The sequence below is a fragment of the Bacillus sp. AY2-1 genome (assembly GCF_008368965.1).
GTDB classification, from domain to species: domain Bacteria; phylum Bacillota; class Bacilli; order Bacillales; family Bacillaceae_G; genus Bacillus_A; species Bacillus_A thuringiensis_S.
This window is the reverse complement of sequence record NZ_QPEL01000142.1, coordinates 17,260-30,495: the sequence shown is the minus strand read 5'-3', so window position 1 is coordinate 30,495 and position 13,236 is coordinate 17,260. Positions and strand designations below refer to the sequence as shown.

Genomic DNA, 13,236 nt, shown 5'->3' with positions numbered 1-13,236 from the left:
TCTACAGGAATATTGTATGTTTTCATATAAAAATCTCCTTTAATAATTTTATAAGACAAATAAGCTAAAATATTTAAATATTACTTTTAAGTATCTATAGCACCTTAAAGTACGTACTTTTTATTGTGTTAAACATGTTTCATAATAGCATACGTAAACAGCAGATGAGTAGTACGGCACCAAAAAGTACCTGTATTACTTTTTAGTATCTATATCACTTTAAAGTACGTACTTTTCATTATGTAAAATACATTTCATAATAGCATTTGTAAGAGTTGAGTAAGTCATGAAGTATTAGAAATTACCTGTACTTTAAAGTGAGTATTTTTATCATACATTTTGTCAGACGATGAAATGACATGTTTTCATTTTCACATCCATTCACAATGAATAAATAATTTTCAAATATATTTTAGGAGGATATCTATAATGAGTAAATTACTAAAAGAAAAAATCGGGTTTGGTACAGCACCACTAGGAAATATGTACCGTAATATCCCAGAGGAAGAAGCAATCGCTACAGTGGATGCTGCTTGGGAGAATGGCGTTCGTTACTTTGATACAGCTCCACTTTATGGATCTGGATTAGCGGAAATCCGTCTTGGTGAAGCACTGTCAAAAAGAAATCGTGATGATTACTTTTTAAGCACCAAAGTAGGTCGAACGATTTCAGATGAACTAGAAGATCCATCTGCACGTGATTTAGGTGAAAAAGGCGGACTTTTCGAATTTGGTCGCAAAAATAAAATGATCAATGACTATAGCGCAGATGCAACACTTCGTTCTATCGAGCAAAGTTTGAAACGTTTAAAAACAGATTGTCTAGACTTTGTTTTCATTCATGATTTAGCACAAGACTTTTATGGTGATGAGTGGATTTCACAATTTGAAACAGCTCGAACAGGAGCATTCCGTGCGCTAACACGTTTACGTGAAGAAGGAGTTATTAAGGGCTGGGGGCTTGGAGTAAACAAAGTAGAATCAATTGAACTTATGCTTGATTTAGAAGAAGCGAAACCAAATATATCCTTACTAGCTGGTCGCTATTCATTATTAGACCACGAACGTGCATTGCAACGAGTAATGCCTGCAGCTGTAAAGCATAATATGGATATTGTTGTTGGTGGCCCATATAGCTCAGGTATTCTTGCTGGAGGCGCTCACTTCGAATATCAAAAAGCATCGCCAGAAATTATTGCAAAGGTTGAGAAAATCAAAGCTCTTGCAGATCGTCACGACATCAGCATCAAAGCTGCTGCATTACAATTTTCACTAGCAAATCCAGCAGTTGCTGCCGTTGTTCCTGGTGCAAGTAAACCGGAACGAATTGTAGAAGACCAAAACGCCTTAAATACAGTAATTCCAGCAGCATTCTGGGAAGAAATGCGCGAACAAAAACTAGTAGCACCTAATGCACCACTACCAATCAACGTAAAATAATAATGAAACTTTAATCAGTGGGAGCATCCCCCACTGATTATTTACCCGTAAATACCGGGATGAAAAGGAGCGTAATGAATATGGCACATACTACTACATCTATGGAAATGTTTTCTTCACCGGAACAAGTATGGCAATTAATCGGAGGTTTCAACTCCCTTCCAGACTGGTTACCTTATATACCTAGCAGTAAATTAACTGAAGGCGGTCGTGTACGTCATCTAGCTAATCCAGATGGCGATACAATTATAGAACGATTAGAAGTATTCAATGATAAAGAGCGCTACTACACGTATTCAATCATGAATGCACCGTTCCCAGTCACTAATTATTTATCTACAATCCAGGTTAAAGAAGGTACTGAAAGTAACACATCGTTAGTAGAGTGGTCTGGTACGTTCACTCCTGTTGAAGTTAGTGATGAAGAGGCAATTAATCTGTTTCATGGCATTTACAGTGATGGACTGAAAGCATTGCAGCAAGCATTTCTAGATTAATTCATATAATTGATTGAGACGAAAAAGTAAATTAACAGTCAAATATTCGATTTTGTGGTTAAGTTCATTATGAAAGATAAACAAATACAAATTTCATGCCTGCTTGTTATTGACAAGAAATAAAAAATACTACCTCCAAATGGAAGGTAGTATTTTTTTATTAATCAGGAAAAACAATTAATCCCTCTTCTTTTTCCTCCTGTTTTAAATCTTCTTCTGGGAAGGTTACAGTTGAATTTTTATCACCTGTTCTTTTTGTTTCTTCACCTGGAAATACGAAAGTTGAATTTTCTTTTCCTTCATTTTTTTCTACGTTATCTGGAAATACCATAGGATCATTGGTAGTCAAATCACTATGAAATCCAAGGTTAGACAAAATCGCTTTTAAATCTGGTAAAACCCCTATTTTATCAGATGATGGGTTATTAGACTTTGTGCCTGTATTAGGATTACTTAAAATTGCTCTCAATTCTTTTGGTGTATATGCCTTACCTAAATGTTCTTTAGCAATCCCTTGAATCGATACAGCAGCCCCAGCAATTATAGGCGAAGCGCTAGAAGTACCACGGAAATTAGAAGTATAACGATTAATTATGTTCTGATCTGTAACTTTTTGTCCTTTACTATTTTGATTTTGATATGTATCTAATGTATCAACATACTCTCCCCAACCATATACATCAATTCTACTACCATAGTTAGAGAAAGCTAAACGTTTATGAGGAACTCTTGCAGTAGATGCTCCAACTATAATAGCTCCTGAATCTTTAAAGTCTGGACTATTTCGATTTAAAATCTGCTTACCATTACGGTCTTTAAATTCATCTAAATCAATCCCACCATTACCAGCTGCTTCTACAATAATAATGCCTTTATCTGTACCTTTGCGAATTGCGTTAAATATACTCGGGTATACTTCTACTGGTAAAGGGTCATCTCCATATCCATCATATTTAAAGGATTCTTCTATTAATAAAACATCTCCAGCCTGTAAAGAATCTACGGCACTTAAAATAGCATCTCTTACATCGATTCTCCCATTATCTCGGATCACTGAAATTACTTTTGCCTTTGCTTTTGGTGCAATCCCAATGTTCCCAATTCCATTGTCAGCTGCAGAAACAACACCTAGAACTGAAGTACCGTGAGAAAGATCATTACTCATTTTTCCAGACATAAATTCAATATTTTGACCGACTAAATCTTCATGATTTAATAACCAGCCTTCTTCCAAATCTACAAAAGTTGCTCCCTGACCATTTCCTCCTTTAATTCCCCAAGCATAAGGAGCATTAATTCCTAAAGGTGCCTCTTCAAGATATCCCTGTCTCGAAAATCTAGGTTCATCATAAGGATTGACTGATAATACAGGCCCTCTCGAGCCAGTTGTTGTGTTTATACTCTTATTAGAACGAACTTGTATTTTACTAGAATCGTTATTAGCAGCATATACTGTATTTGTTACAAATGTCGTACCTACCCCAGCAAAAGTTGTAATTGCAAGTGATGATATCAACATACCTTTAAAATTTTTCATTTTTCCACCTCTAGTTTTCTATTAGAAATAACATATTTCATAATGTGTATGAACCGAAAAGCATTTTATCTTATTATAAAAATTAATAGATTTTTATAACTTTTTGATTTACATAAAAACTCCCTTCATTCTTGTAATTCAATGTGTACATTTCAAAATAACAAACTTACTGTAACTATTATAGTTACACCTTTATTGATTTTCAACTACGAAATATAAATTTTTAAAAATAAATTTATATTACTTTAAAACAGAACTCGCCTTTTAAGCACATAAAGTGAAACTTTAATCAGTGGGGTTTTTGTTCATCCCCCACTGATTATTAGCCCTCACCAATGGGGCGTTTACGGACAGTTAATGCGGGATAAAAACGCAAAATATCTGTCCAAATTACAGCGATCAATAAGTTTATGGACTGCGAAAGAAATACGAAAAAGCAAAGCACTAAGTGCTTTGCTCCTTATAAAATCCCTTTTAACTTTTCACCAATTAACTTCGCTACATACTCATAACCTTCTGGCCCAAAGTGTAACCCATCTTTTTCATCATTTTCTACAAACCTTTTATAATCCCGTTCTTGAATCATTTCAGCGAATACGTTTAGAAAATAACTTCCTGTTTCCCTCGCCACTTCCTCCACCACGTCTGCATACTGACCAAGTACTCTATTTGTTCTGTTATGCTGTCTTTCTTCATCAACTGGTGCAGGACTAATCAGTAGTACTTTATTTGATGAAATTTGGTTCACAATCTTCTCTAAGTTTTCTTTATATGCTTGTAATGACACTTGAGAAAAAGGGACTGCATCATTCGTACCAAGAAAAACTGTTACGAAATCTGGTTTATATGATATTACATCTTCTTCAATTCTATTTAACGCATCAAATGTATTATCACCTGGAATACCTGCATTCACTATTTTCCAGTTCGGAAACACCTCTTGCAAACGTGGTGTTAATCTCGGCATTCCATTAAAAAATGTTTCATCAGCTGTAATACTATCTCCAAAGCATACTAACGTTTTCATTAAGCTATTCTCCTTTTACGTATGAAACAACTTTCCTTCTATTGCTTTTATATATCTTTCAGCAGAACGTTCAACTGCCTCATTTGCATTTTCTTTTACTACTCGATGAAAAGCGTTGTATAAACGATTAAACTGTAACGGCTTCACTCGATTCACCATTTCTTCCACTTTTCTCGCTGGTAGTGGAATTAAGTTTGGATAGCTGTACATGAAGCTTACCCACCTTTCATCCGCTACAACTTGAATAATATCACCTGTTAACAAAATCCCTTTTCCATCATTACCTTCTTCCCAATGTAAGACAGATCCACCTTTAAAATGTCCCCCTAAACGATGAATGACTAATCCATTAGCTAATTGTAATGACTCTCCAGACCAGTAAATAATACGACTACTCGGGCGCATTACCCACTCTTTATCATCTTCATGTATATAAATTGGTACATCAAATGTCTCCGCCCATTCTACCTGCGTTGAATAATAATGCGGATGAGACAATGCAATTGCATCTAATCCACCAAGCTCTTTTATCTTCTCAATTGTCGTTTCATCTAAATACGTAATACAGTCCCATAGTAAACGATATGACTCTGTTTTCACTATAAATGCAGTTTGACCGATCGCAAATCCTGGTTTTGTCGTAATACTATAAAGTCCATTTTCCTCTTCGATTATTTCATTTTTATATGTATCACCTGTTTGTAAGCTTTCTAGTGTCGTCCAAGATTGTCCTTTTTGGTTAACATATTGCCTCTCTTCATCACAAATATGACAACTCACCGGTTCTTCTACACTCGCTGCATACTGCACACCACACGTTGTACAAACGAAATTTTCCATAATAATTCCCCCTATCCCTATTTCTTTATTAAGCTGACTTTTGTTGATAATGATCTGCTTTTTTATTTTCAATTAACAAACTTATAAAAGTAAGTAAATAGACAACTGTAACCGATAATGGAATTACAATAAATCCTTTTTCTGCAAAAAGAATCCCACAAACTGACGTTACAAATACAGTCCCTACTGACAATAAACCATAACTTTTACTTTCATAAATCCATACGTACGGAATAAAATGAACACCTATTAACATCGCTACTACAAAAGGTAACCATTCTGGAAATTGAAAATAGGCAAGTAATACAAGTGGAATATTCAATACATTTATCCCACCAATTAAGCCTGCCAAAACCCCTAACGGATTTCCTTTCGCAAACATATCAATTTTCAATATAGCAGCTATCATTAAGCCAAAAGGAAACACACAGCCCATACCGATTAAATATACCCACACCACTTGTTTTTCAGAAAGAACAAATCCCGTTATACTCATAACTATCCAAAATAAAACGCCGGCTAATATAATCGGTAAGCCTCTCTTCGTTTTTATTGCTAAATCCTTTTTCGCTTCTGCAACATTCATTTCACTATCTCCCCCAAAAATATTTGTGCTATAAAGCCGGCTTAATTTCACCCATCCAATAACGCCAAGCTATTAAATAATCTTCTAAATCTTTCGGGTGGTGTCTTAAACATGTGTCTATACGTAAATATAATCCTATGACTATTTCTTCATATAAATCACAGTCTTTTTTATGAAATACACACTGTTTCATCGCATAATTAATTGTTTCTTTTGTTAAATTTTCCGGAGTTGAACAAAACGCGTAAATTAAATCGTATATAGGATCTCCTAACACTGGTAAAGGATCAATTACACCGTGCAGTTTATTCTCTTTAAATATAAAGTTATGAAATCCAAGATCACCATGCAATAAAAATGGCTGATTTATTCCAGCATCCCTATTTGCTAAATTAAGAACCGTTCTATACTCTTCTTCACTTATGTAACGTCTTACATTTTCATGAGCTTCTATCACATTTGTTGTTAAAAATTCACTCCAAGATTGAAGCAGATTTTCTTTCCATCCCCAGCCATCAACCTCTGTAGCCACTTCATACTTATTGATAACTTCCTTTACAAGTTTACAAAGAACACTCCGTTTATGGCCTAGTTTGCAAGACGTTGTGCCCTCAAGGAATGAGTAAACAATATAGCGATTTAAAGGTTCCTTATATAAAAGCTTTGGAAATAATTCGTCCTTTTTATAAAACTGAAGAAAATAAGCTTCTTCACGTATGACATCCGATTCATTCAACTTTACAACGTATTGTTCATCCAACAAATATACAGTACTTGTCGTTCCCCCGTTTAATGCTTTTACGCTATTTGGATAATGTGAAATAACTTTTTCCTTAATTAGTTGTGCAGTGATTATTGAAATTTCCATTCTCTCACCCTTTAATTCGGAAGATTCCCTTAATTCAAAAGACAACTTTACTATTATTTGACAAACGTGAGGGGAATCCTGCCAACCATCCTAATATAGCAAACAACAATTTTATTTTATTACAATGGCTTTCTTCAATATTCCATCATATAGTTCATTCCATTTATGGTAATGTGATGTGATTTCATCACTCTAAATGCTCTTCATATACTCTAATAATTTCTATTGCCGGGTCTCTGTCTTGTAATTTATGAGCCAAACTTTCTACACCAAACACTTCTGTAAAAGTATGACTGCCTACAATTAAATTAATCCCTTTAAATTTCGCATGTTGCACTGTATATAATGTTTTTTCACCTGTTATGTACGTGTCACATCCTTTTTCTAATGCACGTTCAATTAAATTTGTATTGTTTCCTGCACCGGTTAAAATCGCAATCCGTTTTACTGGTTTATCATGATTTCTCCAGCTCTTCACTTTCTCTTCCATTTTTTCTTCCAGTTTTCCAACTAAGTTTGAAAAAGGAATCGCTTCTTTATATTCTCCTATTCCCGGTAGTTCTTCTTCCTCATACGTGGAATATTCTAGTATTGTATCTATCCCAATTCCGTTAAATAACGACGTACACGTGCCAAACTTTACAAAATCTAACGGCAAATGAATCCAAAAATGATTCATTTCATATTGCTTCAATTTCTCAATACAAGCCTTTTCCATACCAAATAAAAAACTCCACGGCGCATGATGTGTAACTATCATATCGACTCCATTTTTATACGCTTCTTCAATCGTCTCTAATGTCAGATTTGTTGTGTAACCGATTTTGTGAAATTCATCTTTACTTATATGAGTAAAACCATATTCATCATCGCCATATTTGTGAAGATGCTCTTCAAATAATGATGTTATCTGTTCGTTAAACTGCGTTATATTCATTTTATTTCTCCTTTCATTTACTTTTATATTTCAAAAATAAGGAAATACTAAATAACAACGTTACATACATATAGGAGGACACCATGAAACCTGAATTTTTAAAAGCTGTACATGATGCTATCGGAAATGTCGAACACATTCATATAGAAGAAAGCGGTGCTGACAGCTTACTTATCCATCATGATGATGCACAGCAGTTACAACAAGTTGCTGTGGCGTTAGAAAATAATAATTTCCGCTCCGCTTTAAGAACAACCGGAAATGCTTCGTACATTGAAGTATTGAACAGATAATGAAAGTCCGGATGTATTCCGGGCTTTCTTTTTTATCTTGCTATTCACCGGGCAGTAAAACCCCCACTGATTAAAGTTTCACTTTATATTGAAACTTCAAACTCTTTCACATACACCGCTGTTCCAGCAATATCTATTTGTAACTTCTCGTTTTCTATCTCTTTCGTTACATAAACAGTTACACGACCATCTTTATTTATTTCCTGTCCTTGCTCAACGATTAAATCCAATTCATGTTCAAAATCTTTCTCTAAATACTCCGCATAATACGCTCCCATTACACCTGAAGCTGTTCCTGTCACTGGATCTTCAATCGTCCCAGCGTAAGCTGATGAAAAATGACGGCCGTGCATTTGTGCTAGTTCATCATAAGTTTCTAGACAAATTGGGTGAATAGAAGCATTAGGTATTTCTTTTAATACTGATGGAAATGCAGCATTATTAGGTTTCATTCTCTCGCATGCATTAAGATTTTTAATCGGTACAATTACAGTCCAATTACCAGTACTTCCATATACAATCGGTAAACTTACATCTAAATCATTTATTTCTAAACCAATACTATGAGCTAATTTTTCTTTTGAACCTGTAAATTCTTTAAACTGAGGTGCTGCCTGTCTCATTTTAATAAAGGTTTCTCCATTTTTATTTACACCTATTTGTATCGGTAAAATCCCAGCCTTCGTTTCAATCGTAAGGTTACTTTTCTCTTCTAATAAACCTTTTTCGCGCAAAGCATATATCGTCCCTACTGTCCCATGACCACATAAATCCATTTCAAAACCAGGTGTAAAATAACGCATTCTTATATCTCCTACTTCTGAAGAAAGAACAAAAGTTGTTTCGTTATATCCAACTTTTTCAGCAATAATTTGCATTTTCTCTTCCGTTAATCCATCTGCTTCTAATACAATACCTGCTGGATTTCCCTTATTTGGTTTATTCGTAAATGCGTCGTAATGAAATACGTTTATAATCTTCATTTTCTTTTCTCCTTATTTGTTCATTTCTTTATTTTTATAATAAATAAGAAAATCCATCCACTTACCATTCTCTAAAGAAAACGCCTCTCTCTCGCATTCAAAAGAAAAACCTGATCGTTCCGCAAGACGAACGGATGGCTCATTATCAACATGTATATGTAATTCAATTCTATGAAAATGAAGACTATTATAAAATAACGATAACGCAGCTTTCACGCTTTCTATGCCATATCCATTTTTCCAGTATTGATTATGTATGGAATACCCCATCATCGCCCATTGGTAATCCATTCGTAAAATTTTTATCAGCTCTAGCTTTCCAATATTAGCTCCGTCTTCTTTACGAAAAATGCCTAATACATACATCTCATCTCTATGTGCTGCTTCATCAAAACCTCTTATCCATTCCGTGAACCATGCTTTTGTTGATGATACCAGAACTTGATAGCCATCGTCATATTTATACTGCGATGGCAGTCTCTTATTAAATCCATCTAACCAACTTTCGTAATCATCTTTTTGAAATGGACGGATAATGAGTCTATCCGTCTCTACTTCTAATAACGGTAGCTTCATTTAATTTCATCCCTCGAATTATTAATTGAATATTCTTTATTATCTTACATGAAATACAAAATCTAGTAAATTATTATGTTTTTGATACATAAAAACCCAGTCATGCTTTATACATAACTGGGTTCTCCATCGTTTCATAATTTTCTATTTCATAAGAACTACATCTCGTAATTCCCTCTTCAACACTTTTCCTAAAGCATTTTTCGGTAATTCTTCTATGAATACCACTTCTGGTATTTTGTAACTGGCTAATTTCTCCTTACAATACTGAGTAATACTTTCTTCTGTTAATGTTGTTTCGCCATCCTTCACAATGTAAGCTCTTGGAACTTCTCCCCAAAAGTCATCTGGAACTCCAACTACTGCAACTTCTAAAACACCATGTAGTTCATGAATAACATCTTCTACTTGATCTGGATATACATTGTCACCACCGCGTATGATAACATCTTTATATCTTCCCATAATATGTAGGAATCCGTCGTCATCTATCATGCCAGCATCACCCATGTTAAACCAATTATCTTTCACTACCTTCTTTGTCGCCTTTTCATTATTCCAATATCCTTTAAACATGTATGGACTTCTTACATGAATCTCTCCGACTTCATTTGTTGTTAGTTCATCACCTGTTTCTGGATGAACAATTTTCACCTCTACATGTTTCAGTGTTTTTCCTACAGAAGACATCTTTTCTTTTCCCATCATTGGATGCCATGAGGTTACAACCCAACCTTCTGTACTGCCATAGCCTTGCACCATATATATTCCTTTTTCCATATATTTTTGAATGAGTGTTTCTGGCACTTTTGTACCACCGCTTTGTGCTACTTTAAAGGTTGAAATGTTACGTTCTTTTTTATTTAGCTCATCAAGCATGTAACTATAAACAGCTGGGAACGCAAGCATCGTAGTAATTTTCTCTTCTTCAATCTTATCCCAAATAATAGCAGGATTCGAATCAGCTAAGAAAATCATCGTAACGCCATGATAAATACAATTTAAAATAGAAAGCACGCCACTCATATGGAACAATGGATGCACGGATAAAAAACGTTCACCTGCTGGGATTTCTCTTTGGCCCGCAATTTCAGCAAAATAATGATGCAAGTTTTTATGTCCAATTACACATGCTTTCGCCTGTCCAGTCGTTCCTGAAGTAAATAAGTAAATGGCATCGTCTTCTTCATGAACTTCTACGTTCGGTTCTGACGTTGGCTGTTTTTGCAACTCTAATTCAAATGAACCAAAGCCTTCTTTTGTCGTTTGAATTACATAAGGGATTTCTTTAACAGCATCAATCTTTAATAATACTTCACTAAATTCTTCATCAATAACTAATACTTTTAATTTCGCTTCTTTTACAATCGTTTCTAATTCATAAGCAGTAAGCTGATGATTTAGCGGAATACATACCGCTCCAATTTTTAAACTTGCCATCATAACGCTTGGAAACGGGTGATTATTTTTGCATAGTATTCCTATACGGTCTCCTCTTTGCACACCATTATGTAACAAATAATGTGCAAGCTGATTTACTCGTTCATTATACTGCTGAAACGAATACCTTTTCTCTCCGCCTACAAGCGCTTCCAAATTTGGTGATTGCATTGCTCTTTTTTGTAATAATTTTTGCATCGTTCTCAAGTAAAACTCCCCTTTATATATGTTAGGTTTTTTATTTTACCAGATTAACTATTAATTTACTAAAGATTACACTTAGTGAATATAAGAAGAATATAAAATAGCCATTTACTTCACAAGTAAATGGCTATTTTTCATTATATATTAGAATACTTCTTGTTCATCACATATTGCACATATTCAGGTGCACTTTTATCAATCTCTTCATCACTTAGTTTATATTCTGCACCATATAAATAAAAGGAAGGTATAAATTCCATACCTGTATATAAGCATGTAGCTTGGAATGGTTTCGTCAACTCATCCATTGTAATCCCACTATTTTCATAGTCTTTTTCTAATCCACCTATAGAAATAGCTACACCAAATTCTTTTCCCTTCACTTTATCTCCTTGTGATCCGTATGCAAACCCATATGTTAATACATCATCGAACCATTTTTTCAATAAAGGTGGTGAGCTGTACCAGTAGAGAGGAAATTGAAATATATATCGGTCATGTTCTACTAACAGCTTTTGTTCCTCTTCCACATTAAACTCCCAATTCGGTGCCACTTTATACAATTCATGCACCGTAATTTCATCCGAATATTTCTCAAGTTCTTCAATCCATCTTTTATTAATTTTTGATTTTTCAATATCAGGATGTGCTACAATTACAAGTGTTTTCATCATTTTTCATCCCCTTTATAAATTATTCAACCCTTTACGTATTAGTATGAATGAGTCACATATAATTGAAAAGTACGTACTTTAAAGTGCTATAGGAACCTTAAAGTACCTGTGGAGGTGTTATATGAATCAAAATGATGACTGCCCAATTGCAACGACACTCGATGTAATCGGCGGAAAATGGAAAGTTCATATTTTATGTGTCTTAATAGATGGAAAAATGCGAACAAATGAAATCCGACGAGAAATTCCAAACATTACGCAAAAAGTTCTGACTCAACAACTTCGGCAACTTGAAGCTGATGGAATTATCCATCGTACTGTATATCAAGAAGTTCCACCAAAGGTTGAGTACACAATAAGCGAATATGGGAAATCTTTAATGCAAATTATGGATGAACTATGTGAATGGGGAAAAGATCATCAATTGAAAAGATTACATGACTAAAAAAACATTACCGTCTTTATTAAATCTTCTACATTCATATTAGTAGTTCAATATTTCTACTGAAATTTTATATTAGAGGGACTCCAACAACTCGTAATTTAGAAGCCCAAATCTTTCAAAAGTAAAAAACAATAACATTCATCTATAAATACTCTTTATAACAAAAGTATCTTATACTTTTCACCTTATATTTTGCTCGGACACTTTTTATTAATTGAACCGCATCCTAGTTGTTAGACATATAGTCAACAATTTGAGATGTGGTTTTATTAGTCGAATAACAGCTCTCATCAACTTTAATAATCATGACTGCAGACAAAATACTTTGCAAAGAGTTCCTGTACAAGGTGATTTTTCACATAGACTTACCAAATAGCATTTTTATAAAAAACTTCTCACATTTAAATTGGACAAGCATATTTTATTATATGAGGACTCCCTACTCATAGAAAACTACCTTTCTATTCTAAGAGCGCGCATATTTGTGTGCTCTTAAATTATTTACAATAAAATAAAGAGTTTATTAATTTTCTTAATTCACTATCGGAAAAGTACCCATAATAATATCTTTATATTTATCTATTTTTTTTTTGATTTTTATAAAACTATATTATTTTGGAGTTGGTTAATACGTTACAAAAAACTGACCGTGTAATCATTATGGTCCCTCCATTTTCACAAGTGTTTGTTACATTTTACTCATCATCAGGAGCACTTCTTTCATCACAAGTCTTATCTAATACCTCTCCACACCCTGTATCAATGTATGCACTTAATGAAATTGAAAGCGAATTATTTGAAGTCGAGTTAAAACCACTACTACTTCATTAAAACTACGAATAGCGGAAAGACCTTTACAACTCCCATATGGAACTACAGCAGTAGCATT

At 34.1% G+C, this 13,236-nt stretch carries 14 protein-coding genes; 4 read left to right on the top strand and 10 right to left on the bottom strand.

What is annotated here, in order from left to right; genetic code table 11:
- The first annotated feature begins 429 nt into the window (after window positions 1-429).
- Window positions 430-1,440 carry an aldo/keto reductase gene (locus DN403_RS25475; protein WP_088024550.1) on the top strand — a complete coding sequence of 337 codons (1,011 nt, stop codon included), beginning with the start codon at window positions 430-432 and terminating at the stop codon, window positions 1,438-1,440.
- Between the two features lie 80 nt (window positions 1,441-1,520).
- A complete protein-coding gene (locus DN403_RS25470; protein WP_000951539.1) occupies window positions 1,521-1,937 on the top strand; it encodes an SRPBCC family protein in 417 nt (138 codons plus the stop codon).
- 160 nt (window positions 1,938-2,097) lie between these two features.
- Here DN403_RS25470 and DN403_RS25465 read toward each other — a convergent pair whose 3' ends face one another.
- The 6 genes from DN403_RS25465 to DN403_RS25440 all read right to left on the bottom strand — a co-directional run bounded on the left by DN403_RS25465 (window position 2,098) and on the right by DN403_RS25440 (window position 7,732).
- Entirely contained in the window at window positions 2,098-3,474 is a 1,377-nt protein-coding gene (locus tag DN403_RS25465) for a S8 family peptidase (RefSeq protein ID WP_000787693.1), read from the bottom strand.
- 460 nt (window positions 3,475-3,934) lie between these two features.
- Window positions 3,935-4,501 (bottom strand): SGNH/GDSL hydrolase family protein, encoded by a 567-nt coding sequence (locus DN403_RS25460; RefSeq protein WP_000855216.1) that lies wholly within the window; start codon window positions 4,499-4,501, stop codon window positions 3,935-3,937.
- Between the two features lie 15 nt (window positions 4,502-4,516).
- Window positions 4,517-5,341 (bottom strand): MBL fold metallo-hydrolase, encoded by an 825-nt coding sequence (locus DN403_RS25455; RefSeq protein ID WP_000427246.1) that lies wholly within the window; start codon window positions 5,339-5,341, stop codon window positions 4,517-4,519.
- Between the two features lie 28 nt (window positions 5,342-5,369).
- A complete protein-coding gene (locus DN403_RS25450; protein WP_001099747.1) occupies window positions 5,370-5,927 on the bottom strand; it encodes a DUF7010 family protein in 558 nt (185 codons plus the stop codon).
- A gap of 28 nt (window positions 5,928-5,955) precedes the next feature.
- A complete protein-coding gene (locus DN403_RS25445; protein WP_000406146.1) occupies window positions 5,956-6,795 on the bottom strand; it encodes an aminoglycoside phosphotransferase family protein in 840 nt (279 codons plus the stop codon).
- 187 nt (window positions 6,796-6,982) lie between these two features.
- Window positions 6,983-7,732 carry a Nif3-like dinuclear metal center hexameric protein gene (locus DN403_RS25440; protein ID WP_001027990.1) on the bottom strand — a complete coding sequence of 250 codons (750 nt, stop codon included), beginning with the start codon at window positions 7,730-7,732 and terminating at the stop codon, window positions 6,983-6,985.
- An 83-nt stretch (window positions 7,733-7,815) separates the two neighbouring features.
- Here DN403_RS25440 and DN403_RS25435 point away from each other — a divergent pair, with 83 nt between their 5' ends.
- Window positions 7,816-8,025, top strand: a complete 210-nt coding sequence (locus DN403_RS25435) for a hypothetical protein (RefSeq protein WP_000801655.1) — start codon at window positions 7,816-7,818, stop codon at window positions 8,023-8,025.
- 83 nt (window positions 8,026-8,108) lie between these two features.
- Here the strand turns inward: DN403_RS25435 and DN403_RS25430 are convergent, their stop codons facing one another.
- The 4 genes from DN403_RS25430 to DN403_RS25415 form a co-directional block, all read right to left on the bottom strand.
- Window positions 8,109-9,008 (bottom strand): PhzF family phenazine biosynthesis isomerase, encoded by a 900-nt coding sequence (locus tag DN403_RS25430; RefSeq protein WP_000691783.1) that lies wholly within the window; start codon window positions 9,006-9,008, stop codon window positions 8,109-8,111.
- A gap of 12 nt (window positions 9,009-9,020) precedes the next feature.
- Entirely contained in the window at window positions 9,021-9,584 is a 564-nt protein-coding gene (locus tag DN403_RS25425; RefSeq protein WP_000775342.1) for a GNAT family N-acetyltransferase, read from the bottom strand.
- Window positions 9,585-9,728: 144 nt separating this feature from the next.
- The gene (locus DN403_RS25420; RefSeq protein WP_001259943.1) at window positions 9,729-11,231 is read right to left on the bottom strand and encodes a class I adenylate-forming enzyme family protein; all 1,503 of its coding nucleotides are present in this window, start codon (window positions 11,229-11,231) and stop codon (window positions 9,729-9,731) included.
- A 134-nt stretch (window positions 11,232-11,365) separates the two neighbouring features.
- Complete coding sequence (locus DN403_RS25415) at window positions 11,366-11,899, bottom strand: NAD(P)H-dependent oxidoreductase (protein WP_002082441.1); 534 nt, start codon at window positions 11,897-11,899, stop codon at window positions 11,366-11,368.
- Between the two features lie 124 nt (window positions 11,900-12,023).
- On the opposite strand from DN403_RS25415, the gene DN403_RS25410 reads away from it, so the two are divergent.
- On the top strand, window positions 12,024-12,347 hold the full coding sequence (locus DN403_RS25410; RefSeq protein ID WP_001072962.1) for a winged helix-turn-helix transcriptional regulator: 324 nt from the start codon (window positions 12,024-12,026) through the stop codon (window positions 12,345-12,347).
- Window positions 12,348-13,236 lie beyond the last annotated feature (889 nt).